General features: G+C 42.0%; 25 protein-coding genes. 10 read left to right on the forward strand and 15 right to left on the reverse strand.

From position 1 onward, the window contains the following. Window positions 1-80: 80 nt before the first annotated feature. Window positions 81-1,400, forward strand: a complete 1,320-nt coding sequence (pepQ, locus tag ABJV04_RS09595) for a Xaa-Pro dipeptidase (RefSeq protein ID WP_348491306.1) — start codon at window positions 81-83, stop codon at window positions 1,398-1,400. Between the two features lie 30 nt (window positions 1,401-1,430). On the opposite strand, the gene ispB is transcribed toward pepQ, so the two are convergent. After that, window positions 1,431-2,402 (reverse strand): octaprenyl diphosphate synthase, encoded by a 972-nt coding sequence (gene ispB, locus ABJV04_RS09600; RefSeq protein ID WP_348491307.1) that lies wholly within the window; start codon window positions 2,400-2,402, stop codon window positions 1,431-1,433. 225 nt (window positions 2,403-2,627) lie between these two features. On the opposite strand from ispB, the gene rplU reads away from it, so the two are divergent. The 3 genes from rplU to cgtA all read left to right on the forward strand — a co-directional run bounded on the left by rplU (window position 2,628) and on the right by cgtA (window position 4,501). Next, window positions 2,628-2,939: a 50S ribosomal protein L21 gene (rplU, locus tag ABJV04_RS09605; RefSeq protein WP_216049066.1), complete on the forward strand. Its 312-nt coding sequence runs from the start codon at window positions 2,628-2,630 to the stop codon at window positions 2,937-2,939. 15 nt (window positions 2,940-2,954) lie between these two features. Next, the gene (gene rpmA, locus ABJV04_RS09610) at window positions 2,955-3,212 is read left to right on the forward strand and encodes a 50S ribosomal protein L27 (protein WP_216049065.1); all 258 of its coding nucleotides are present in this window, start codon (window positions 2,955-2,957) and stop codon (window positions 3,210-3,212) included. A 119-nt stretch (window positions 3,213-3,331) separates the two neighbouring features. Further along, window positions 3,332-4,501 carry an Obg family GTPase CgtA gene (cgtA, locus tag ABJV04_RS09615; protein WP_348491308.1) on the forward strand — a complete coding sequence of 390 codons (1,170 nt, stop codon included), beginning with the start codon at window positions 3,332-3,334 and terminating at the stop codon, window positions 4,499-4,501. Window positions 4,502-4,507: 6 nt separating this feature from the next. On the opposite strand, the gene ABJV04_RS09620 is transcribed toward cgtA, so the two are convergent. After that, window positions 4,508-5,521, reverse strand: coding sequence for a PA2778 family cysteine peptidase (locus tag ABJV04_RS09620; RefSeq protein ID WP_348491309.1), 1,014 nt, complete (start codon window positions 5,519-5,521; stop codon window positions 4,508-4,510). Between the two features lie 15 nt (window positions 5,522-5,536). Further along, a complete protein-coding gene (locus tag ABJV04_RS09625) occupies window positions 5,537-5,914 on the reverse strand; it encodes a PA2779 family protein (RefSeq protein ID WP_348491310.1) in 378 nt (125 codons plus the stop codon). A 320-nt stretch (window positions 5,915-6,234) separates the two neighbouring features. Between ABJV04_RS09625 and folA the strand changes: the two genes are divergently transcribed. The 4 genes from folA (at window position 6,235) to ABJV04_RS09645 (ending at window position 9,045) form a co-directional block, all read left to right on the forward strand. Next, window positions 6,235-6,729, forward strand: coding sequence for a type 3 dihydrofolate reductase (folA, locus tag ABJV04_RS09630; protein ID WP_348491311.1), 495 nt, complete (start codon window positions 6,235-6,237; stop codon window positions 6,727-6,729). Window positions 6,730-6,741: 12 nt separating this feature from the next. After that, window positions 6,742-7,227 carry a GyrI-like domain-containing protein gene (locus ABJV04_RS09635; protein WP_348491312.1) on the forward strand — a complete coding sequence of 162 codons (486 nt, stop codon included), beginning with the start codon at window positions 6,742-6,744 and terminating at the stop codon, window positions 7,225-7,227. A 93-nt stretch (window positions 7,228-7,320) separates the two neighbouring features. Next, window positions 7,321-7,887, forward strand: a complete 567-nt coding sequence (yeiP, locus tag ABJV04_RS09640; RefSeq protein WP_348491313.1) for an elongation factor P-like protein YeiP — start codon at window positions 7,321-7,323, stop codon at window positions 7,885-7,887. Window positions 7,888-7,965: 78 nt separating this feature from the next. Continuing rightward, the gene (locus ABJV04_RS09645) at window positions 7,966-9,045 is read left to right on the forward strand and encodes a hypothetical protein (RefSeq protein ID WP_348491314.1); all 1,080 of its coding nucleotides are present in this window, start codon (window positions 7,966-7,968) and stop codon (window positions 9,043-9,045) included. Between the two features lie 43 nt (window positions 9,046-9,088). Here ABJV04_RS09645 and ABJV04_RS09650 read toward each other — a convergent pair whose 3' ends face one another. Next, on the reverse strand, window positions 9,089-9,664 hold the full coding sequence (locus tag ABJV04_RS09650) for a TetR/AcrR family transcriptional regulator (protein WP_348491315.1): 576 nt from the start codon (window positions 9,662-9,664) through the stop codon (window positions 9,089-9,091). Window positions 9,665-9,740: 76 nt separating this feature from the next. Continuing rightward, window positions 9,741-10,259 (reverse strand): hypothetical protein, encoded by a 519-nt coding sequence (locus ABJV04_RS09655; RefSeq protein ID WP_348491316.1) that lies wholly within the window; start codon window positions 10,257-10,259, stop codon window positions 9,741-9,743. A gap of 201 nt (window positions 10,260-10,460) precedes the next feature. Between ABJV04_RS09655 and tpx the strand changes: the two genes are divergently transcribed. Beyond that, the gene (gene tpx, locus ABJV04_RS09660) at window positions 10,461-10,955 is read left to right on the forward strand and encodes a thiol peroxidase (RefSeq protein WP_348491317.1); all 495 of its coding nucleotides are present in this window, start codon (window positions 10,461-10,463) and stop codon (window positions 10,953-10,955) included. A 267-nt stretch (window positions 10,956-11,222) separates the two neighbouring features. Then, the gene (locus ABJV04_RS09665; RefSeq protein ID WP_348491318.1) at window positions 11,223-11,723 is read left to right on the forward strand and encodes a gluconokinase; all 501 of its coding nucleotides are present in this window, start codon (window positions 11,223-11,225) and stop codon (window positions 11,721-11,723) included. A gap of 93 nt (window positions 11,724-11,816) precedes the next feature. Here ABJV04_RS09665 and rpoS read toward each other — a convergent pair whose 3' ends face one another. The 10 genes from rpoS to putA form a co-directional block, all read right to left on the reverse strand. Further along, a complete protein-coding gene (rpoS, locus tag ABJV04_RS09670; protein ID WP_348491319.1) occupies window positions 11,817-12,803 on the reverse strand; it encodes an RNA polymerase sigma factor RpoS in 987 nt (328 codons plus the stop codon). A 71-nt stretch (window positions 12,804-12,874) separates the two neighbouring features. After that, the gene (locus tag ABJV04_RS09675; RefSeq protein WP_348491320.1) at window positions 12,875-13,744 is read right to left on the reverse strand and encodes a peptidoglycan DD-metalloendopeptidase family protein; all 870 of its coding nucleotides are present in this window, start codon (window positions 13,742-13,744) and stop codon (window positions 12,875-12,877) included. Window positions 13,745-13,749: 5 nt separating this feature from the next. After that, the gene (locus ABJV04_RS09680) at window positions 13,750-14,691 is read right to left on the reverse strand and encodes a DUF368 domain-containing protein (RefSeq protein ID WP_348491321.1); all 942 of its coding nucleotides are present in this window, start codon (window positions 14,689-14,691) and stop codon (window positions 13,750-13,752) included. 26 nt (window positions 14,692-14,717) lie between these two features. Continuing rightward, complete coding sequence (locus tag ABJV04_RS09685; RefSeq protein WP_348491322.1) at window positions 14,718-15,356, reverse strand: protein-L-isoaspartate(D-aspartate) O-methyltransferase; 639 nt, start codon at window positions 15,354-15,356, stop codon at window positions 14,718-14,720. A gap of 26 nt (window positions 15,357-15,382) precedes the next feature. Continuing rightward, complete coding sequence (gene surE / locus ABJV04_RS09690; RefSeq protein WP_348491323.1) at window positions 15,383-16,135, reverse strand: 5'/3'-nucleotidase SurE; 753 nt, start codon at window positions 16,133-16,135, stop codon at window positions 15,383-15,385. Then, the gene (truD, locus tag ABJV04_RS09695; protein WP_348491324.1) at window positions 16,113-17,162 is read right to left on the reverse strand and encodes a tRNA pseudouridine(13) synthase TruD; all 1,050 of its coding nucleotides are present in this window, start codon (window positions 17,160-17,162) and stop codon (window positions 16,113-16,115) included. Before truD ends, surE begins: the two co-directional genes overlap by 23 nt. After that, complete coding sequence (ispF, locus tag ABJV04_RS09700; RefSeq protein ID WP_348491325.1) at window positions 17,159-17,638, reverse strand: 2-C-methyl-D-erythritol 2,4-cyclodiphosphate synthase; 480 nt, start codon at window positions 17,636-17,638, stop codon at window positions 17,159-17,161. The genes truD and ispF overlap by 4 nt, the downstream gene beginning before the upstream one ends. Window positions 17,639-17,640: 2 nt before the next feature. After that, window positions 17,641-18,339 carry a 2-C-methyl-D-erythritol 4-phosphate cytidylyltransferase gene (gene ispD / locus ABJV04_RS09705; protein ID WP_348491326.1) on the reverse strand — a complete coding sequence of 233 codons (699 nt, stop codon included), beginning with the start codon at window positions 18,337-18,339 and terminating at the stop codon, window positions 17,641-17,643. Window positions 18,340-18,455: 116 nt separating this feature from the next. Then, window positions 18,456-18,734, reverse strand: a complete 279-nt coding sequence (gene ftsB / locus ABJV04_RS09710; protein ID WP_348491327.1) for a cell division protein FtsB — start codon at window positions 18,732-18,734, stop codon at window positions 18,456-18,458. 216 nt (window positions 18,735-18,950) lie between these two features. Continuing rightward, window positions 18,951-22,751: a bifunctional proline dehydrogenase/L-glutamate gamma-semialdehyde dehydrogenase PutA gene (gene putA, locus ABJV04_RS09715; RefSeq protein ID WP_348491328.1), complete on the reverse strand. Its 3,801-nt coding sequence runs from the start codon at window positions 22,749-22,751 to the stop codon at window positions 18,951-18,953. Window positions 22,752-22,928 lie beyond the last annotated feature (177 nt).

The raw sequence follows: 22,928 nt of genomic DNA on the forward strand, positions 1-22,928 counted from the left end.
CGCCGTTATTGACCAGTTCCCATTGGGATATGTTAATCTAGCGTTATTCTAGTTAATCCAAATGAAGTCATATAATTACTATGCAAACACTTTCTGATTTATATCCTAGTCACATAATCGAAATGCAAAAGCGCACTAAAGAAGCCTTATTGCGTGAGGGCATTGATGGCTTGATAATTCACTCTGGCCAAAGCAAACGAATGTTTTTGGATGATAATCACTACCCATTTCACGTCAATCCTCAATTTAAATCTTGGTTACCGATAATTGATAATCCTAATTGTTGGTTGGTGGTAAATGGCGTTGATAAACCAAAGTTAATTTTCTATCGACCTAAAGACTTCTGGCACAAAGTCCCGCCAGAGCCCTCTGATTTTTGGGCGACTGAATTCGATATTGTGTTATTGACTCAAGCGGATGCTGTGGAGAAACATCTTCCCTACGATAAGAAAAACTATGCCTACATTGGGGAATACCTAGAGGTTGCCACAGCTCTGGGCTTTGAGATGGTAAACCCAGATAGAGTGTTACATTATTTGCATTACTACCGAGCCTATAAAACCGATTATGAGTTGCTATGTATGCGCGAAGCAAACCAATTGGCTGTTAAGGGACATTTGGCGGCTGAACAGGCATTTCGCAGTGGTATGTCAGAGTTTAATATTAACCAAGCCTATTTAAAGGCGGTGAAACAAAGTGATAATCAAGTACCTTATAACAATATAGTGGCACTTAATGAAAATGCTGCGATATTGCATTATATGGAACAAGACACAGCAGCGCCGACTAAATCTCGCTCATTTTTAATCGATGCTGGGGCAAGTTTCCACGGTTATGCTGCTGATATTACTCGCACCTATAGTCAGCAAGATGATCGTTTTGCTGAGTTAGTGGCTGCCATGGATGAAGTAACCCTCAAATTGGTTGATTTATTGAAGCCTGGAGTGGCTTATACCGAGGTGCATTTAGCTGCACATAAGTATATTGCTGAGCTGCTGAGTCACTTTAATATTGTTAACTTGTCTGCACAGGATATTGTGGAAAATGGCATAACAAAAACCTTCTTCCCCCATGGTATTGGCCACTTTTTAGGTTTGCAGGTACATGATGTGGCAGGGCATGTTGCCGATGATCGGGGGACGCCGAATCCGCCGCCAGAAGATCACCCGTTTTTACGTACCACTCGTATAATTGAATCAAGACAAGTGTTCACCATCGAACCAGGATTATATTTCATTGATAGTTTATTGGCAGATTTGCGAGCCACTGAGCAGTCTAAATACTTAAATTGGGATGTAATTGACGGATTTAGACCTTACGGTGGTATTCGTATTGAAGACAATATAATTGTGCACCGCGATCGTAATGAAAATATGACCCGCGAGATGGGATTGAATTAGTCGCTTTTGGCAATAAAAAATCGCCGCTGTTTAAGCGGCGCGTTCTACTGATATTTGGGCTAAGCCAATAAGGGCTTGCTTGTAGTCTGAATCAGGCAAGGGAGCTAAGGCTTCAATAGCTTGTTTTGAAGCTTGTAGTGCTTTGTTTTTGGTGTAGACCAATGAACCGGTTTGTTCCATTGCGGCTAAAATCTGATCCAAACTTTCCATGCCGTTGTTTAATTCAATGGCTTCTTTAATAAGGGCAGATTGTTGCTCATTACCGTTCCACATAGCGTAAAGCAAAGGTAGGGTTGGTTTGCCTTCCGCCAAATCATCACCAATATTTTTACCCATTTCCTCGCTATCGGCGGCATAATCAAGAATATCATCCACCAACTGGAACGCTGTCCCCAAGTAACGTCCATAATCTTGCATGGCTTTTTCGATCTCGGGAGTTTGATCGGTGATCACTGCAGCTAAAAGAGTCGCCGCTTCAAACAAGCGTGCCGTTTTGCTGTAGATGACCTCCATATAGTTTTCTTCTGAGGTTTCGGGATCGTTGCAATTCATCAATTGCATAACTTCACCCTCAGCGATCACGTTGGTAGCCGAAGAAAGAATTTCCATTACTCGCATGCGCTTTAAGTCGACCATCATTTGGAATGAGCGGGTATACAAAAAGTCACCCACTAAAACACTGGCTTGGTTGCCAAAAACAGCGTTGGCTGTCTCTTTTCCCCGTCGCATTGTTGATTCATCTACTACATCGTCATGCAATAACGTTGCGGTATGTATAAATTCAATAATCGCCGCCAAAGTATGATGTTGCTGGCTTTCAATGCCTACGGCACGGGCAGCAAGAACGGTTATTAGGGGGCGTATCCTTTTACCGCCACTATTTACAATGTAGAATCCTAACTGATTGATCAGGGCCACATCTGAATTCACTTGAGACTGGATTAAGGCGTTAACAGCTTGCATATCAGGATCAGCAAGTTGGTGTATGTTATTTAAGTCCATTGTAAGTCAATTGGCTCATTTTTTATGGTCTGTTAATATGCGTGCAATTCTACATAAATACACAGATCTATCTAGTCAAGTAAGCGAATATTATGGCTGTTCACAGAAAAAGCTGATCTTTTACCAAAATAATTAAGAATTGGGCTTGCTACGATAGTTCAGTTCACGTACAATTCGCGCCCTGTTTTTGAATTGTAGCGCCGTGGGCGCAGAGCGGAGTTAAATATGTACGCGGTTTTCCAAAGTGGTGGTAAACAACACCGTGTGGCCGAAGGCCAAACCGTTCGTCTTGAGAAGATCGAAGTTGCACCGGGTGAAGCGGTTGAGTTCGATAATGTCTTGATGGTTAGTAATGGTGATGATGTAAAAATTGGTATGCCTTATGTTGATGGCGGCAAAGTAACTGCTGAAGTAGTTTCTCATGGCCGTGGTGACAAAATTAAAATTGTCAAATTCCGTCGTCGTAAGCATTCTCGTAAGACCCAAGGTCATCGTCAGTGGTTCACGGAAGTGAAAATCACTGGCATAAACGCTTAATAGGAGTACGAACTAATGGCACATAAAAAGGCGGGTGGTAGTACTAATAACGGTCGTGACTCAGAAAGTAAACGTTTAGGCGTTAAGCGTTTCGGTGGCGAGTCTGTATTAGCTGGTAATATCATTGTTCGTCAGCGTGGAACACGTTTCCACCCTGGAGATAACATGGGTATCGGCAAAGACCACACTCTTTTCGCATTGTCTGATGGCAAAGTGGAATTTGGTGTTAAAGGTCCTAAGAACCGTAAATATGTAAGCATCGTTGCTGAGTAAGACGAGCTAACACATAAATCAAAAAAGCCCCGCTCTTGCGGGGCTTTTTATTGCTAGAGAAAAAAGTAGAGGCGGAGTAATATATTACTTGGCCTATGAATGCTTAATTGAGGTGTGAGATGAAATTTGTAGATGAAGCTGAAATACGTGTTGAAGCTGGAGACGGCGGCAATGGCGTTATCGGTTTTCGCCGCGAAAAATACGTTCCTAGGGGAGGACCCGATGGAGGTGATGGCGGTGATGGCGGCAGCGTTTATCTGGTAGCAGATGAAAATCTTAACACCTTGATCGACTTTCGCTTTGAACGTTTCCATCGTGCTGAACGGGGTAAAAACGGTCAAGGTAGTGATTGTACAGGTCGCGCAGGTGAAGATTTAGAGCTTAAAGTTCCTGTCGGTACCCGAGCAACAGATAAAGATACAGGTGAAGCCTTAGGTGATCTCACTAAGCATGGTATGCGTTTAAAAGTGGCTCAAGGTGGTTTTCACGGCCTTGGTAATGCGCGATTCAAAAGTAGTACTAACCGAGCGCCAAGACAGAAGTCTAATGGCTCTCCAGGTGAGATCCGTTGGTTGAGCCTAGAGTTAATGTTGCTTGCTGATGTTGGTTTATTAGGTTTGCCCAATGCCGGTAAATCCACCTTTATTCGTTCTGTATCTTCTGCAAAACCGAAAGTGGCTGACTATCCATTTACTACACTAGTACCTAATTTAGGCGTGGTAAGACAAGATTCTCAACGTAGCTTCGTGATTGCCGACATACCTGGTTTAATCGAAGGCGCCGCCGATGGTGCTGGATTAGGTATTCGCTTCTTGAAACACTTAGAGCGTTGTCGGGTATTGTTACATATGATCGATTTAATGCCTGCCGATCAGTCTGATCCGGTGGAAAATGCGAAAGCGATTATCGCCGAGCTAGACAAATACAGCCCTAAATTAGCCGCTAAACCTCGCTGGTTAGTGTTTAACAAGATCGATTTGTTACTTGAAGAAGAAGCAAAAGAGATCTGTGACAACATCATAGAAGCCCTAGAATGGGATGGACCAAGTTTCCAAATCTCGGCTTTCCAGAAGAAAAACACTGATGAACTTTGTCGTGCGGTGATGAATTATTTAGATACATTACCAAATGAAATGGATGCCTTGGAAGAGTCTCAAGAAGAAGTCGATTTTAAATGGGATGCATATCATAGCCAGACGCAACAAGATGATCACATTGAAGATGATGATGATTTTGATGACGACGACGATGATGATTACGATGTGGAAGTGGTTTACACCCGAGAGTAGCGTTTTTTAATCTACTAAGCTTGGTAATTGACATTGAACGCCTGAACGAGTTTCAGGCGTTTTTGTTTCTGTTGACTTTGTTTTATGAGCAGTAAGCTCTACGTAGCTGCGTTTCAACAGTTCCGCGTCTGGAAATTTGTCTAAGGCATACTCTAATAGTTGCTTACTTTGTTGACCACAACCTTGTTTTGACAGGGAGTATGCATAATTGTTTAGGTAGGCGGTTTGGTATTTTCCCTGCTGCCATCCTTTAGAAAACCATCGATTAGCCTGCTCGTTATCTGATTCGGCAAAATGATTGGCAATCAAAAAGTAAGCAAGCCACTGATTTGGCCATTGCTGTGTGGCTGCGATTAGATTCGTTAATCCAGCGTCAATTTGCCCTGTTTGTAATAGATCAAATGCGCCACTGGTATATTTAAACTCGTCTAAATCTTGATGGGTCAATCCTGGGGGAAGGGGCATTAAATACCAGTAATTTCCCCTTTGCCAAAGGCGTTCGAAGAGTTCAAACGACATAGTGTGGCTTTCTGTTAAGCCGGTGTGAAGCTGGATCACCTGTTTGTCGAGATCATATCCAGTAACCACTGCATAGTGCCACATAGGCAACCAAGCAATGGACTGGTTTTGGAAAACGATAACCGGAACATCGTGTTCAATTGAATAAAACAGTTGCTCTAAGGTTCCCTTCCCAGTGTATGCGAGAAAACCATATTGCCGAGTAGCTGAAACCATCTCCAACTGCAAACTGCCTTGCCTTTCAGGAATGAATAACTTAGGGGCAATTTGCTCGGAAGAGACAGGTTTGCCGTAGTAGGTAAAGATCTCAGACAAGGTGGTTGGCCCACAGTAAAACTCTTGTTGCGCATAAAAAGGAACCCCATCTAGATTCTTCTGACGGGGAATATCCGTTGGTGCGGACGTTTTTAATGCGTTCGCTTGTGGCGTGGATTGACAGCCTGCTAGCCAGAAGCAACCTACTATTAACAACCACTGCGCTACCCGACGAATATTTTTCATTGCCTAGTGTTTTAGTTAGCTGTTAATGGGACGAATAAAAGGATACACATCAGTAATCCCCAAAACGTCTAACACGGCAACAACCACTAGCACCGTCACTATGGTGCCAACTACACCGCCTGCTGGGGCTTCATTGAGTTGGCTATTAAGTTGATTGATCTCACTATCTGTCATGGCATTAATTCTGGCTAAAGCATCTTCTTGAGTTACCCCTAAATCCACCAGTTTATTTTGTACCTCTTGTTTATCAAACATCGAAATAATTTGTTGTTTATTATATTGAGTTGATTGAGTTTCCATTACACTTGATGAACTAACCGCTTCGGCATGGACTATTCCGCTAAAAAGGCTCAAGGCCATTAAATTTGTAATCAAGAGTTTAGTGAGTTTCATAGGTACTTCCTTAACTTGGTTTTAAAAATGATTAATTTTATCTGATTGGTGTAGAACCAATCTAAAATGGTGAAGTAGCAAAAAACGAACCAATAACAGAAAAGCTTATAAAACAAAGGCTTTAGCTCAATGGAAGTATTTATTTTAAGTATAAGTAGTGAATATTTTCAGGGCTTCTGTAACTATTACACGACACATTTTGATAGGTAAAAGTGTTAGTATGGGGTTTAATGCAAACGCGTGTTCGCCTTATGCATTTTCAAAGATAACTGGATAATTTATTTTCTAAAATTTTTACTGTTTAAAGGCTGTAAGTTTATATGTTGATATCAATGATCGCCGCCATGGCAAAAAATCGGGTAATTGGGGCGGATAACAGCATGCCGTGGCATCTTCCAGCAGATTTAGGTCACTTCAAACGCACTACACTAGGTAAACCTGTTGTAATGGGAAGGAAAACCTATGAGTCTATTGGTAAAGCCCTTCCCGGTAGATTAAATATCGTTATTAGTCGAGATCCCGAATACACACTCAGGGATGCCACTGTTGTGCCCAGTTGTGAAGATGCCGTAACTGCCGCAGGTGAGGTTGAAGAGCTCATGGTGATTGGCGGCGGTACAATCTACAATCACTTTTTACCTTTATGTCATCGTTTGTATTTAACGGAAATAGACTTAGACGTCGAAGGCGATACCTACTTCCCCGATTATACAAAAGCCGCTAAATGGGAGCTGATTGAAACTGAATCTCATGGTCCTGACGAAAAGAATAAATATAACTATCAATTTCTTACCTTGAAGCGTTCAGAAAGTTAATGAGTCGGCTAAATGCATTTAAACCTTAACCTCAGTGACGTGGAGATTGTTGATTTCAGTGAACTTCACGTGGCGATACTAACCCATCAAGGCCCACCTCGTGCCTTGCCATCTAGTATCCAAAACTTTATTGCTTGGCGTAAAGCAAATAAGCTTTCGCCAAACACCAGTCGTACTTTTAATTTTATGTATGATGATCCTAGGGTGACTGACGAGGCTCAATATCGTTTAGGCTTAGGTGTAGAAGTGAATACGCAGGAATATTCTCTGCCTGAAAATATGCATTTTGACACCATTCCCAGTGGCCGATGCGCCTATATTAGATACATTGGGGCTGAACATTTATTATCCGATAAAGTAACTTATCTGTTCAACCATTGGCTTGAGGCCACAGAAAATATTCCGGCTAAGTTTCCTTTGTTTTTCGAGCGTGTCAGCTTTGGTGAGCAACTGACAGAGGCAGAAATGATTACCGATATTTATTTACCTCTTAATTAGTATCAAAAAATGCATTTTAGCGCGCTAATTGCTTCTGTGTTTTTGCGCTTCGTGGTACTTTATTAGTAAGCAATTTTTAAGTTGAGCAAAACAATGCCAAAAGCTAGTGAAGTAAAAAAGAACGCAGCAATTGAACATAATGGTAAAGTTTACCTAGTAAAAGATATCAACAAACTCACACCCAGTGGCCGCGCCGGTGCCAGTTTGTATCGCATGCGTTTGTATGAGGTTTCTACTGGGGCAAAGGCCGATGAAAGTTTTAAAGCCGATGAAATCATCAATACTGCCGAGTTTTTCCGTCGAAAAGTGATGTTTTCATACGTAGATGGGACCGAATACGTGTTTATGGATAATGAAGATTACACGCCGTTTTCATTAGACAAAGATACTATTGCAGATGAGCTACTGTTTTTTACCGAAGAAACCGAAGGTTTACAGATATTAATTGTTGACGGTAAACCCGTAGGTATTGAATTACCACCTTCTGTTGAGCTTGTTATCACCGAAACCGATCCTTCGATTAAAGGGGCATCGGCCAGTGCGAGAACTAAGCCTGCAACCCTTTCAACTGGCCTTGTGGTTCAGGTACCAGAATATATTGCCTCAGGTGAGAAAATTAAAATCAACACGGCTGAGCAAAAATTCACAAGTCGCGCCTAACCGCGGTTTAAATACCGTTTTCATTAGATGAACAAGTTTATCACAATGACCTTACTGCTAAGTGGGGTCATTTCGTGTGTGTTTTTGATTTATTTCTCAACATTTGATGAAGTTACAAAACGACTGGAGTTTAAGCAGTCGAAAACCCTTGAAACTCCAACTGCAAAATACTCGCAATCCTCACCTTCAACTGTAGTTCCCGACCCAATTTTTAATAATGACCTAGACGCAACAGATGCAGAGCCTTGGGTTAAACAAGACTACATTGTAGAATGTGACTTGCAGCAAGTTACCGACTATGCAGGACTGACTAATTCAGAAATCTTCGCTACCTTTGCCAGCTCAACGTCTGTGGATAAGCAGTTAGCCTATGCATTTTTCTCTGATGTATCAGAGCAAGACACGCGGTTAGATAAGTTATTATCCTTTAATCAAACCTTTCCCGGTAATCCATTAGCCTTAGAACAACTTTTAGGTCTATGTACTGAAGTAAACAGTCATGAAGGTTGCAATCAGCAACTCGTTGAGCAGGCCATTTCGGCCGGCGGGGATAATGGCGTAATTTGGTTTGCTATAGCCAATTTTTATGCCAGTAGAAATGCTACAGAGTTAGTGAAAAATGCCCTTCGCCAAGTAAATACATCGCCGCTTTTTGAAGAAAGTTTTGCTGATTATATACGATTGTACGTCGACAGTTTACAAGGTCGTCCCAACGAAAACTTCACTCAAAATGCCCTGTCGGCTTTTGGTGCCGCGGCGGCCCAGCCAAGCTTTTTTAATATTATATCTAAGTTATGTACGGAAAAACCAAAACAAGATGTAGAGTATTTACAGATCTGTCTATCCTTAGGTGAAACAATGGAGCAGCAAGGCAAAACCAATTTGACGCAAAATATCGGTATGGCATATCAAGAGGTGATTTATGACCTAGAAGGGAATGATCTGGCTTTGAATGAACTTGAGATTAGACGTACTCAAAATTTTGAGAATTCGGCAGCCCTTTTTCGTAAAGCGACAAATTTAGCGTTATTTGATCAGCGTTTATTTCGTAGTTGGCTAGATAATCTTAGTCATTTAGGTGAACAAGACGCAGCCAGTTTATTGGTTGAAGATGCCATTGCGTTGTCACAAAACCCTTACTATAAACCTTGTCTTTAAACAGAATTTTTTGATTAAGTTAGCAGTGATATTGATGCGGCGGCTAGCCAGTTTTAACCATCTGTAAGGCTGCAGCTTTACAAGCTGCAAACTCATCTTTAGCTTGTGATACTCGTGAAGAGACTAATCCACCCTGCAATAGTGCAAAGACGATTATAGCCAGTTCTTTAGGTGATTTATTTGTGACTGCAAACTCTCCAGAGTCTCTGCCATTTTGGATTATTCCCAGCAATGCTTTGTGATGTAAGTCATACAATTCTTGTACTTTTAACTTTGTACGTGCGGGAACAGCATCCCAAGTGGCCGCGAAGCTTGCTGCAGGGCACAGCTTTTGTGCAGCTTCAATATGTTTTTCATACCAATTTAGATAAATCGTTAGTTGAGTTTCTGAGGGTTCATTTTGAATATCCACTAAGTTCTGCTGCAACATTGAGGTTAAACGCTCGATGATGGCCTCGCCTAGCTCTTCCTTAGTTTTGAAGTGATAGTAAACACTGCCTTTTTTAATTCCAATGCCCAAAGCCAGTGTTTGGAAAGAAACACTGGAAAATGACTTGGTTTGCAATATCTCTTGAGCTAAGTCTAAAAGTGCAACTTTAGTGGGATTTATTGTATTCATCCCACTACCTTACGATAGGTTTAGAGGTGGTTCAACTATTCTTAGACCACCCGTTCCGCCTGTCTGAAGGTTACATTTATACGCTGGCTTCTCTTTCTTTGAGCAATGTGAAGGTATAGATGTAACCATAAACACCGGTAAAAAATATACTAGGTGCCACGGTCAACCAAAGGTTAGGGGTTTGGTTCAACCAATTTACTGTTATCGCGATACTTGCTTGAACCAGTAGCGGCAGAAGCGGTGCCAATAGTGTACCTGGTACAGCGGCACCACTGGCTTTTTGAGCAGACAAATTTAATGCTGCGTTGAAGGTTTTAAAAATGGCGATGTTTTGCTTTGTTTTAGAGTGCACGGTGCAAATGATGGGCACCACAAATACAAGTGAAAAACTACTTTGACCAAATTTTTTCACTGATTTTTCCAATGCAAAGGTAAACAGTAAGGTGATAGTTGCACTAAGCGTACCTTGCACTAAAGCGGAACGCAGCACCAAAGCGGAGTCTTCGGACACCATATTGTTAGCCCAGTAGGTCCAAGCAAAGTAAAATACAAAAGAAATCAGGGCAGATAAAATTAAACGTAAATTAGATGACATAGTTGTCCTTGCTTGTGTGAAACCAATGAGTAATGCCTCTGAGAAGTTAAAATTAGTGGTAACTTATTAACCGTAATTTCGTTGGCTACATCACTAGACCTTAAAAGATAGACTTCCATTTCACATTAGTGATCCTTTGGATCATTTGAACACTATACTGTAGTCTAATATGAAATAAATCCTCAATAAATGGAGTGTTAAATGGCAACTGTTACATTACAAGGTAATTCTTTTGAAACTGTCGGTGAATTACCAGCAGTAGGGAGCAAAGCTCCGGACTTCAACCTAGTTAAAGTCGATTTATCACCCGCAACCTTATCTGATTATGCGGGAACTAGACTTATACTGAATATTTTCCCTTCGGTTGATACGGCTACTTGTGCTACTTCGGTTCGCAAGTTTAATGAAAAAGCTGCAGACCTGGAAAATACCAACGTTATTTGTGTTTCAAAGGATCTTCCTTTCGCCGCTGCTAGATTTTGTGGTGCAGAGGGAATAGATAATGTAATCAACGGTTCGAGCTTTCGTGGATCTTTTGGCGAAGACTATGGAGTTACATTCAAAACTGGCCCACTAGCGGGATTACTGTCTAGAGCTGTAGTGGTTATCGACACGGATGGCACGGTTGTGTTTACCCAACAAGTGGCTGAAACCGCAGATGAACCTGATTACGATGCGGTATTAGCGGCCCTATAAATTGAGCATGAAAAAGTAATTGAGAGGTAGGCAGCAAAGAAAAGGTGTTGTTGCTGCCTTTTTCCCTACAGGTAAATTAGTCGAGGCGGTACTTAACCAAGGTGATTGTTTAGCATGATTAGACACCCACTATAATTCGTTCAGAGCGAATATGGGTTGACCACTCAATTACCCTAAGCGTAACAGTTTTAAACTTAGAGACGGTACTCTCAACTATCATTTCCTACTACGATGTTCGTGTCCCGATTAGTTAATTTTGGAGAAGCAGTGATACTGATTGTATGTGGAGTTTCCGGTTCAGGGAAGACAACCATAGGTAGTCAATTAGCAAAGGCTTTAGAGTTACCTTTTTTCGATGCTGATGATTTTCATCCGCAAACGAATCTGCAGAAGATGAAAAATGGAAAACCCCTTAATGATCAAGATCGCCAACCTTGGCTAGAAACCTTGTCATTAAATTTGGCTAATTGGGAAGCAAAAGGCGGCGCTGTACTGGCATGCTCAGCTTTGAAAGAGTCCTATCGTCAAACCTTAAAGTCGAGGTGTCGTGGAGAGATAAAATGGATAGTGTTAAGTGGTTCTCGAGAATTACTTCTTAAGCGACTCAATGCCAGAAGCGGACATTTTTTTGATTCCAATTTGTTAGACTCACAGTTAACCACGTTTGAATTGCCCAGTTATGGGTATTTAGTTGATATCTCACAACCCCTTGATGAAATCACCGCCAGAGTTTCGGAACAATTGTTGGCAACGAATAAGTCCTCATAATTACCAATTTACCTATTAGTCAGAACGCTATTTAGCTCTTATAAAAACAAAAAAGACGTCAATTATGACGTCTTTTTACATTCGTTTAAGGGGTTAATCTTCTTTATTAAATAGTGCTTCTAAATTTAACCCTTGATGACCTAGCATATCTCGTAAACGCCGCAAGGCTTCTACTTGAATTTGTCTAACTCTTTCCCTTGTTAGGCCAATTTCAGAGCCAACATCTTCAAGGGTGGAAGGTTCATAACCCATCAATCCAAAGCGTCGAGCTAAAACTTCTCGCTGTTTCGGGTTGAGTTCTTCCAACCAACGGACGATGCTACATTTAATATCTTTATCTTGTAGATCTTCTTCTGGACCATAACCCTTTTCGTCCGCAATGATATCCAACAGAGCTTTATCATTATCATTTCCAATGGGAGTGTCGACAGATGTGATTCTTTCGTTTAATCGTAGCATTTTTGTTACGTCTTCAACGGGTCTGTCGAGGGAACCTGCGATCTCTTCTGCGGTAGGCTCATGATCTAGTTTTTGGGCGAGTTCTCTTGATGCCCTAAGATACACATTCAATTCTTTAACCACATGAATTGGTAACCGAATGGTACGGGTTTGATTCATTATCGCTCTTTCGATGGTTTGTCTTATCCACCAAGTTGCGTATGTTGAGAAGCGAAATCCACGTTCAGGGTCGAACTTTTCTACAGCTCGAATTAACCCTAGATTGCCTTCCTCTATTAGGTCTAATAAAGCCAATCCACGATTGTTATAACGTCTTGCTATTTTGACCACTAAACGCAAGTTACTCACAATCATACGTTTGCGTGAGGCTTCGTCACCCTTTAAAGCGCGTCTTGCAAAATATACTTCTTCTTCTGCTGACAACAGAGGTGAAAATCCTATTTCACCTAAATACAACTGCGTAGCATCCAAGTTTTTTTGAATTTCTTCTTGGCCTGCAAGTATTTCTTCCATGGGATCTTTCTCATCATCGGCTTCAATTTTTGCTAACTCAGAGTCGACTTCTTTTTCGTTTATAACCGGCTCAGCCAAATTTACAACGATGGTATTTTTGTCACCCATATAATTCTCCTAAAAGATTCTATTTAGTCCACTTATCTCCTATAGGTCTTTCTAATTATTATTTATTGTTATTATTTGCTAGGTAAGTACTTTAAAGGGTCAACAGATTTACCCCTGTACCTAACTTCAAAACGAAGCTTAATTTTGTCGGTACCCGTACTACCCATCGAGGCTATTTTTTGCCCCGCTGCAACCCACTGCTGTTCTTTTACAATCACAGTATCGTTGTGCGCATAAGCACTCAAAAACGATTCAGAGTGCTTAATTATGATCAACTGACCATAACCTCTCAAAGCATTACCCGTGTATACAACCTTGCCATCAGCGGCGGCAACTACTTTGTCGCCTTTAGAACCCCTGATTTCAATACCTCGACTTCCCTGCTCAGAAAGAGAAAATTTCGTTGCTAATTGCCCCTTTGCTGGCCATATCCATTTCTCTATTCTAGTAGGAAATTCAATGGTTTCTGACCGCTTGTAAGGCTTGTTAACATCTTTGTTACTTTCACCATACGCTTGCTTTTGCGGCGGGTCAACTGTCCTGTTTGTTTTTGCTTTTCTGGTCTGACCAGGAGGGTTATTTATCCTTTTAGACCCTTGACGAGGTGTTGATTTTAAGACTAATTCTTGACCCGGATATATGGCGTAGGGTTTCTTGATTTTGTTAAGAGTGGCAATATCTCGATAATCGTTGCCCGAAAACCAGGCAATGGAAAATAACGTATCGCCTTTTTGCACGACGTACTTGTTTCCTTTAAATCCGTCTTTTTGAAAGTCGTGGTAGTCTTTACCTTGATAGAGTTCGATGACTGGGGCGGGCGTAGAACGACTGGTACAGGCAGACACAAATACGGTTGTTAATGCTATCGGCAATATAAAACCTAGCATCGAGAATAATGTGTGTCTTAGTTTGTTAACCCATAATCCCGTCAGCTTTTGCATCTGATTTAATCCGGTGTAGTGCCTAATTTTTCTAAAAGATACACCATCGCAGCACCAACAAGCATCAAGGTGATGGCTGGAAGTAATTGGGCCGATAATCCACTGGCCGCTTCGTAGGTGGCGGGTAATACATTATTTTCTACCAAAGGAATGACTTTTCCATGACGATTAACGATGCTTTCTACAACCAGCTTCCAAGGCCATACTTTATTTAATGAACCTAGCATAAAACCACCAAGTAACGCTAATGTCATGGTTTTATGTTTCTCGAACATCCAATGTAATACTCGTGAAAATGATAGCAAGCCAACTACACAGCCGCCAGCAAACAAGGCTAAAGTGGCAATCTGAAATGACTTTACGGCGGTAAGTATCGGCATATACATGCCCATTAATAGTAGAATAAAACTTCCAGATATCCCCGGAAGAATCATCGCACATATTGCGATCATGCCTGATACAAACACCATGATATTTGTGGCTTCAACATGAGTAGGGGTGATTGTTGTGATATAAAAAGCGGTTATCGCTCCTAGAAGAAAAGCCACTATTATACTAGGACGCCACTTGTCGATATGTCGAACCACCGACCAAACTGCAGCTAATATCAAACCAAAGAAAAAAGACCATAGTAAACTAGGGTAAGTGTCGAGTAAAAATACAACCAGATGTGAAACACTGATAACGCTAACTAGAATGCCGGCAAACACGCAGGCTAGAAAGGCCCCATTAATATGTTGCCATGCGGCTAGAATCCCTTTTTTGAACAGCACGCTTAATGCCTCAGGCCCGCATTGCTTGAGGGAATAGATAAGTTCCTCATAGATGCCAGTCATAAACGCGATAGTACCGCCTGATACGCCGGGAATAGCATCCGCAGCGCCCATTAAAGCTCCTCTGAGACCTAAACCGGCAAATTGTTTGGTGTTTCTTTTAATTGGTTTCACTTTTTACTTCCTGTAATTGAAAGCCTCTAAATAATATCGCCAGCCACCAAGGGCACAAAACGTACGGCTTCTACTATTGTGGTATTAAATTCGTCTTTGTTCCGCACCACCACATGTAGTTTTTGATCATCGGTTCCCACGGGAATGACTAACATACCCCCGTCATTAAGTTGTTGATAAAGGTCGGATGGCATATGACTAGCTGCCGCTGTGACAATAATACCGTCGAATGGACCTTTATTTGCCCAACCTTTCCAACCATCACCATGTTTCATGGATACGTTATGCAAATCCAACTGGTTCATTCTGCGTTTGGCTTGGAACTGCAGAGCTTTGATACGTTCAACACTAAAAACGTTATCGAATAATTGCGCTAAAATAGCAGTTTGATAACCTGAACCTGTGCCAATTTCTAATACTGAATGGTTTGGCGCATCTGAATTGAGCAACAGCTCTGTCATTTTAGCGACAATATAGGGTTGTGAAATAGTTTGCCCTTGGCCAATAGGTAATGCCGTGTTTTCATAGGCTTTATGATGCAATACATCTGGCAGAAACAATTCTCGAGGGGTTGCGGCGACAGCCTGCAACACTCGCTGTTCCTGTATACCTTCAGCATGTATCAGTTGAGCTAAAGATTGCCCTTTTCTAGTGGCGCGTTTCATGTGATTCCTTGTACTTCATCTTATTGTTATGTAATTTCTATATCTAACCATTCTTTCATGTCATTTAGACTATTGTAAGCCGTCATGTCGACACTCAAGGGTGTCACGGAACAACGGTTTTGTGCCACTGCGTAAAAATCGGTTCCTGGACCGGCGTCTTGTTCTTGGCCAATTGCGCCATACCAATATACATCCTGTCCTTGTGGGTCTTTATCTTTTACCATGCTTTCAGCTCTATGGCGACGACCTTGGCGAGTAACTTCTATGCCTTGCAAATCTTGGTAAGGAACATCTGGAACATTAATATTGAGAATTTGATCTGCTGGCAGCGGATGTTTATGTAATCGTTGAAGAATTTCCACCACGACTTTAGCCGCAGTTTCAAAGTGTTTGCCCTCGTGACTGGCCAAGGATACTGCAATGGCCGGTAATCCCATGAAACGTCCTTCTGTTGCCGCAGCAACTGTACCTGAGTAAATAACATCGTCACCTAAATTCGGGCCGTGGTTGATCCCAGATACGACTAATGTTGGGTCATCATCGAGAAATTGGTTTATCCCTAAATGAACACAGTCTGACGGGGTGCCATTGACGGCGTAAAATCCGTTATTCTGTTTTTCTATACGCAAGGGTTTACGAATAGATAAAGCATTACTAAATGCACTGCAATTTTCCTCTGGGGCAATAACAGTTACATCATAAAGTTCACTTAAATGGGCGTACAGGGTTTCTAAACCTTCGGCAAAAAAACCGTCATCATTGCTCAGCAGTATTTGCATTAATTAATTCTCTTAATACTGACGTTGCAAAGCATCCCGCAGGCAACGAAAATTCTATATTTAGCGTATCAGAACCTATTTGCCACTTTAAATTTTGTGGTTTCAAACAAATTCCTCGGCGCTCCTGTTTTAAGCCTAAGGACTCAAGTAATTGACACACACTTGTTTGTTGTTTTGCGACTTGTTGCTCAAACTCTCTAACTTGGGCTTCTGTGGCTAACTCACCGGTTCCCCACATTGGCGCTGATAATACAATATCATTTTTTGCTAAGCGTAATCGAGTCTCGGAATCGATTTGTGGAGCAATAAAATAACTATTACTGCCGGTTAAAATGCAGGCTTCGCCGGGAAGTGGCGTTGCGTAGTTTTGTTGTTGCAATCGTTGATGAATAAATTCATTGAATAACCAAGACCGTAACGCGGAAATTGCCATGGAGCGTTTATTACGATTGCGAATGGTTTCACCGTTTAACATACTTTGGGCGAGTAATAAATTTCCACCTCGTTGATGATGGCGAGATTCACCAAAACGCTGGGCACCAAAATAATTTGGCACGCCATTTTGTTGAATATATTCCAGCCGTTGCTGTAACTGCGACGTATCTGTGATGTCACGCACCACCAATTCAAAACGATTGCCCTTAAGGGCACCTACCCGAAGTTTTTTGTTGTGCCGTTTCGATTCAAGAATGCTTAAGCCGTCTAATTCTAAACTTTGCCACTCGAAGGTTTGTTTGCCAGGGGCGTGCACACCAAACCATTGTTGGGTTAAAGCGTGTTTATCTTTACGTCCCGCGTAGGTAATCGCCCGTAATGGAAGTCGACAAAATTTAGCTAACTGCTCGGCTACAAAAGCGGTGTTTAGTCCCTCTTTTTGTACCCATAGATGAATATGCTCGCCTTCACCGGTAAGTTCGTATCCCAACTCTTCTCTGACCACAAAATCTGCATAACTTGATTTAATGGTACCCGATGAGGTCGGCGCAACTTGTTGATGGAGCCAATGGTCAGTGCTTAGTGCAATCATGTACTGGCAACTTGAAGTAATACCACAGCATGACAGGCTATCCCTTCTTTTCGACCGGCAAAACCGAGTTTTTCAGTGGTTGTGGCTTTGACATTCACTTGTTCCATATCCACTTGCAAATCGTTACAGATATTTTCTCGCATGGCAGAAATATGGGGAGCCATTTTGGGCGCTTGGGCAACAATGGTCATATCTAAGTTTGCTAATTGATAGCCTTTTTGGCAGACCAAGTCATATACATGTTTCAGCAACTCTCGGCTATCAGCTCCAGCATACGCTGAGTCGGTGTCAGGGAAGTGTTTGCCAATATCACCTAAGGCACAGGCTCCTAACAATGCATCACACAGTGCATGCAATGCTACGTCGCCATCAGAATGGGCGACTAAACCTAGTTCATACTCTATGTGTTCACCACATATCACTATCGGGCCTTCACCACCGAACTTATGTACATCGTAACCATGACCGATTCGCATTGTTATTCTTCCTGAGATAAATAAAAGGTCGCCAATGATAAGTCATTGGGACGGGTAATCTTTATGTTGCGCTCACTACCTTCAACTAAATTCACCGGCCATCCAGCCCATTCCATTGCAGATGCCTCGTCAGTAATGGTAACGCCTTGGCTTAGGGCCTCCTGGAGTGCTTTTTTAAGCTGAAGGTGAGGGAAAAACTGAGGTGTTAGAGCATGCCATAGACCTTCTCTATCAACGGTTTCTGCTACCAAATTTGTTGATTCTTGTTGAGCTCGTTTCATGGTGTCTTTCACTGACATGGCAAGTATGCCGCCACCGTTATTGTTATCAAATAAACTAAACAGCTGATCCAAATCACTGTGACTTACACAGGGGCGAGCAGCGTCATGGACCGCTATCCAGCTCGCATCTTTGACGGCAGCTAAGCCGGCTAAAACAGAGTCAGCTCTTTGCGCCCCTCCAGCTACTCGGGTAATCCATTTTTGTTGACTTAATGGCAATAATTCAAAGTAAGGATCTTGAGGATCAAGGGCAATAACAATATGCGAAACTCTTGGGTGCGAGATTAGCTTTTCAACAGTGTGTTCTAACACGGTCTTATGGCCAATTTTTAAATATTGTTTGGGGCGGTCTGCTTTCATTCGCTTACCGACACCTGCTGCAGGTACTATAACGGTGAAGCTTTGCATATCTTGAGTCATGGATTTATAAGTCGTTTGCAGTTAAATTTAGCGCGAATTTGAAGGCTATTTTTAGTGTTCAAATCAACAGCGTTTATATTCAATAAATAGCAGTCGGGAGCTTTGCATTAAGTTGTTTAATCTTGAGCTGGCAGTATGCGGTAAAAGGTCTCACCTTGTTTAATTAATCCTAGCTCATTCCTAGCTCGCTCTTCCATCGCATCCACCCCAGTTTTTAAATCGTGGATGTCGGCTAAAAGCAAATTGTTACGCTGGATTAAATCAACATTTCTCGCCTTTTGCTCTTCAACTAATTGTTTGATTTCAATATAGTCGGGGATACTGTTTTTACCGAACCACAGACGATATTGCAGCAAGAAGCATAAACTCACGAGAATTAACGTGATCCATTTCATATTTGTCTGCCCTCGCCATTGTCATAATCTCAATATTATGCCGAGAATCCACAGTCAAAGCCAGCACTAACCTTGAATGCCGCCACATCGAGTTTTCGGCCAAATCTACTTAATCAAAAACCGATTAAAATGTGTAATTGAATTAATAACCTGTGAGACAAAGCTCACAGGTTTGGGTTCATTTAAAATTTTGATAAATGTATTAGCGGTAGCGGATTAATCATCTGACTCTTCCAAGGTCATTAGCTTGGTATTTCCGCCCGATGCCGTGGTATCGATACTAATGGTTTTCTCAGTTAATAGACGTTGAATAAGGTTGTCAGAGTACTCAGAGGTAATAACCGGCAAAATAGCGCCTTCACGTTGGGCTAATTTTTTCGCAAAATACGCTTTACTATGACTTTGACTATCAACAACGACCCCAGCAAGTTGTGGGGCATCTAATAAAGCTTGTAAATGGGAAAGCTTAGCCACTTGAAGCACAGCTTCTGGTGCGCCAATAGAGCGCCATTTATTGACAAACTCAGTGGCCTCATCGTAAAACAAATCAGACACCACGGCGATAACAACATTACCTGTGGCTAACGCGGTTACAATTGACAGTGCCCAGTATTCAAAGGTTACCTGCTCATCGGCATAACACAATAAAACTCCTCTAGGTTCAAGGTAGAGTGTATTGGATTCACCTGTTGGCCCTGGTAATTCTTTAGGCGCTTTAAGCATTCTTTCAATTTTAATTAATTGGGCTCGAGAGACCGCTAGGGTTTGATCTAAATCTTCAGCCAACTCGTCGAGAATATCTACTCTAGCAAGTTTCGCGAGTAACTGACGCACCCAAGATATACGCGAAGTTAGATTGGTTGAACGCCAATCAAATTCGGCTTCCGCAGCATTTTTAATAATGTTTAATGCCGCGCTTTCATCAACACCCGCCGCTTCAAATACCTGTTGAATTTGCAATTCATCTTTTACTTGACCCTTGGACGGCGTGGCTTTTTCAATCATCAATCTGGGCAAGTAATTAGGACCGCCAGCTTTAGGTCCTGTGCCTGATAATCCGCGGCCACCAAAAGGTTGTACGCCTACAATTGCACCGATCATATTACGGTTGATGTAGACATTACCCGCACGAGATAAGCGTCCTAACTCCATGGCTTTTTCATCAATTCTCGAATGCACACCCATGGTTAATCCAAAACCAGTGCCATTGATTTGTTCAACGACGTTCAGGGTGTCTTTTTCTTTGAATCGGACGATATGCACGCAAGGACCAAAGACTTCTCTGGTTAACACATCAATATTGTCAATTTCGTACAACTTTGGTGTGAAATAGAATCCATTTTGACACTCTTCTGGCAAAGGTGCGTCGTAAAGTAACTTTGCTTTACCCTGCATATCAGTAACATGTTGCTGCAAACTGTCTAACGCTTTTTGGTCAATAACAGGACCAATATCCGTAGATAGCATAGCGGGATCACCCACTCTAAGTTCCTGCATAGCGCCTATTAACATCTCAATAATGGTATCGGCAATATCTTCTTGTAAAAATAATACTCGTAATGCTGAACAGCGTTGTCCTGCACTTTGGAAACCTGAGGCGATGACATCATCTATCACTTGTTCAGGCAGAGCGGTTGAATCCACAATCATGCAGTTCTGGCCACCGGTTTCTGCAATAAGGGGGACTTGCTCAGTTCCTCGGTTCGCCAACTCTTTTGCAATTAGACTTCCGGTTTGGGTTGAGCCAGTAAAGATCACTGCTTTAATTCTGTCATCTGGCAATAGTGTATTGCCAACAACTGGACCTCTGTTCACTACCGTTTGTAATGTTCCCTTGGGTAGCCCAACATTCTCCATTAACTCCACCGCACGAATGGCGATTAAGCTTGTTTGTTCCGCTGGTTTGGCAAGCACGGTATTGCCGGTTACCAATGCCGCAACTACTTGACCTAAGAATATGGCTAATGGGAAATTCCATGGGCTAATACAAAGTACAACTCCACGAGGGCGGAGTCGGTCATCTTCGGATAACTCTTCAGCTCTGGCTGCGTAATAACGGCAAAAATCAACGGCTTCACGAATCTCATCAATGGCATCTTGAGCTATTTTCCCCGCTTCTTTTAAACACAACGCCATTAATTCATCGGAGTTACGCTCAAGAGCATCAGCTGTGTGCCTTAATATATCCGCGCGTGCTTCAACGGAAGTGTTAGACCACTGTTTGAATGCGCGTTCTGCTAATTCAAGTTTGTGTTTTATTTGCTCCGGGGAGTCAAAGGTTAAGTGACCTATTGCTTCATCTTGATTGGCTGGATTGCGCACCACATGGATAGTTTCATTTTCTTCAGGTTGGGCAACACAATTTTCAAACTTCCAACGATCTAGTGCCAGTTTAAGAGGTGCAATATGATTGATGTCAGTTAAATCCAGACCTTTAGAGTTAGCTCGCTCATCGCCATATAAATCAATTGGTTTGAGAATTTGCTGATTATATTTGAATTTTAATCGCTGGGTTTTTTCAACGGGATCTTCGAGCAAGTCTTCAACCGGTTTGCTGTCATCCACAATAGCATTTACAAAAGATGAGTTGGCACCGTTTTCCAAAAGTCGTCTTACTAAATACGCTAACAAGTCTTCATGTTCACCAACGGGAGCGTATACTCGACACTGTACTTTTTCTTCAACTACAATTTGGTCATACAGACTATCGCCCATGCCATGCAAGCACTGGAATTCGAAACCTTCTTTATCATCACCAGCCAATTCTAGAATAACCGAAGCCGTGTAAGCATTATGCGTGGCAAATTGAGGGTAAATCGTGTCTTTGTATGCTAATAAACGGTTGGCACAGGCGTGATATGACACATCTGTGGAAGATTTACGGGTGAATACCGGAAAATGCTCTAAGCCATCTTGCTGAGCATTTTTAATTTCTGTATCCCAATAAGCTCCTTTTACCAGTCTAACCATCATAGTGCGGTCAGTCTTCAAGGTTAAATCTCTAAGCCAATCAATCACATACAAAGAACGTTTCTGATAGGCCTGAACCGCTAAACCGAATCCACTCCAGTTGCCCAAATCCGGATCGGAAAATACCTTTTCAATGATATCTAAAGAGATATCTAAGCGGTCAGCTTCTTCGGCGTCTACCGTTAAACCAATGTCATACTCTTTACATAACATACATAATTGTTTGAGTAGCTTTGGAATGACATCCAATACTTCTTCACGATTGGTAAACTCATAACGAGGATGAATAGCCGATAACTTAACGGAAATACCTGGGCTACGCTTTGGCCCTTTTTTGTTCGCGGCTTTACCAATGGCATGGATCGCTTCTTCGTAGGCGTTGAAATATTCCTCAGCATCTTTGGTTGTGCGCGCACCTTCACCAAGCATATCGTAAGAATAAACGTAACCTTGCTGTTCTTTTTCAGCTGCTCGCTCTAAGGCATCATCGATGTTCTCTCCCATGACAAACTGTTTACCCATGACTTTCATGGCAATGTTCATGGCTTTACGAATAACGGGTTCACCCATTTTGCCTAGGGTTTTTTTCAACAGCCCAATACTATTGCGCTTACGGTGATCGGTATAGGAAACCATGTTGCCAGTGAGCAGCAGCCCCCAAGAAGAAGCATTAACAAAGATTGAGTCACTGGTTCCTAAGTGTGTGCTCCATGCACCTTTTGATAGCTTGTCGCGGATCAGTGCATCTTGGGATTTTTTATCCGGCACACGTAATAGTGCTTCAGCTAAACACATGAGAACCACGCCTTCAGCGGTGGACAGTGAATATTCATTTAGCAATGCATCTACACCGCCGTGACCTTCTTGTTCACGACGAATGCGTAAGACCATTTTTCTGGCTCGCTCCCAAGCTCTACTTCGGGCACTAACTGATACCTCAGCATCAGGTAGAATATGGTCCACAGCCAAATTTTCATCTATACGATAAAAGTCTCTTATCTTTTGGCGAATTGGACAACTAGTTACTAAATTACCTTGAAAAAGCATACTGTACCTCCGTTAAGGAATGAGCGAGTGATAATCGCGCGAGTGTATAGATTGAAATGGCAGAAATACAGTCAAAAAGTCGACCTGTTTATACCAGTTTGGAAGAAGAAACGTCGAGAAACTACAAAAAGGATATTACGTTAAAGAGAGGGGGAAGATCAGTTTGCAATGCACTTC

It is taken from the genome of Aliiglaciecola sp., from assembly GCF_039982535.1.
Lineage (GTDB): Bacteria > Pseudomonadota > Gammaproteobacteria > Enterobacterales > Alteromonadaceae > Aliiglaciecola.

Bases quoted from the DNA above. Each gene is read 5' to 3' on its own strand.
- pepQ (WP_348491306.1), top strand. From the start codon at position 81: ATGCAAACACTTTCTGATTTATATCCTAGTCACATAATCGAAATGCAA.
- ispB (WP_348491307.1), bottom strand. From the start codon at position 2,402: ATGGACTTAAATAACATACACCAACTTGCTGATCCTGATATGCAAGCT.
- rplU (WP_216049066.1), top strand. From the start codon at position 2,628: ATGTACGCGGTTTTCCAAAGTGGTGGTAAACAACACCGTGTGGCCGAA.
- rpmA (WP_216049065.1), top strand. From the start codon at position 2,955: ATGGCACATAAAAAGGCGGGTGGTAGTACTAATAACGGTCGTGACTCA.
- cgtA (WP_348491308.1), top strand. From the start codon at position 3,332: ATGAAATTTGTAGATGAAGCTGAAATACGTGTTGAAGCTGGAGACGGC.
- ABJV04_RS09620 (WP_348491309.1), bottom strand. From the start codon at position 5,521: ATGAAAAATATTCGTCGGGTAGCGCAGTGGTTGTTAATAGTAGGTTGC.
- ABJV04_RS09625 (WP_348491310.1), bottom strand. From the start codon at position 5,914: ATGAAACTCACTAAACTCTTGATTACAAATTTAATGGCCTTGAGCCTT.
- folA (WP_348491311.1), top strand. From the start codon at position 6,235: ATGTTGATATCAATGATCGCCGCCATGGCAAAAAATCGGGTAATTGGG.
- ABJV04_RS09635 (WP_348491312.1), top strand. From the start codon at position 6,742: ATGCATTTAAACCTTAACCTCAGTGACGTGGAGATTGTTGATTTCAGT.
- yeiP (WP_348491313.1), top strand. From the start codon at position 7,321: ATGCCAAAAGCTAGTGAAGTAAAAAAGAACGCAGCAATTGAACATAAT.
- ABJV04_RS09650 (WP_348491315.1), bottom strand. From the start codon at position 9,664: ATGAATACAATAAATCCCACTAAAGTTGCACTTTTAGACTTAGCTCAA.
- ABJV04_RS09655 (WP_348491316.1), bottom strand. From the start codon at position 10,259: ATGTCATCTAATTTACGTTTAATTTTATCTGCCCTGATTTCTTTTGTA.
- tpx (WP_348491317.1), top strand. From the start codon at position 10,461: ATGGCAACTGTTACATTACAAGGTAATTCTTTTGAAACTGTCGGTGAA.
- rpoS (WP_348491319.1), bottom strand. From the start codon at position 12,803: ATGGGTGACAAAAATACCATCGTTGTAAATTTGGCTGAGCCGGTTATA.
- ABJV04_RS09675 (WP_348491320.1), bottom strand. From the start codon at position 13,744: ATGCAAAAGCTGACGGGATTATGGGTTAACAAACTAAGACACACATTA.
- ABJV04_RS09685 (WP_348491322.1), bottom strand. From the start codon at position 15,356: ATGAAACGCGCCACTAGAAAAGGGCAATCTTTAGCTCAACTGATACAT.
- surE (WP_348491323.1), bottom strand. From the start codon at position 16,135: ATGCAAATACTGCTGAGCAATGATGACGGTTTTTTTGCCGAAGGTTTA.
- truD (WP_348491324.1), bottom strand. From the start codon at position 17,162: ATGATTGCACTAAGCACTGACCATTGGCTCCATCAACAAGTTGCGCCG.
- ispF (WP_348491325.1), bottom strand. From the start codon at position 17,638: ATGCGAATCGGTCATGGTTACGATGTACATAAGTTCGGTGGTGAAGGC.
- ispD (WP_348491326.1), bottom strand. From the start codon at position 18,339: ATGACTCAAGATATGCAAAGCTTCACCGTTATAGTACCTGCAGCAGGT.
- ftsB (WP_348491327.1), bottom strand. From the start codon at position 18,734: ATGAAATGGATCACGTTAATTCTCGTGAGTTTATGCTTCTTGCTGCAA.
- putA (WP_348491328.1), bottom strand. From the start codon at position 22,751: ATGCTTTTTCAAGGTAATTTAGTAACTAGTTGTCCAATTCGCCAAAAG.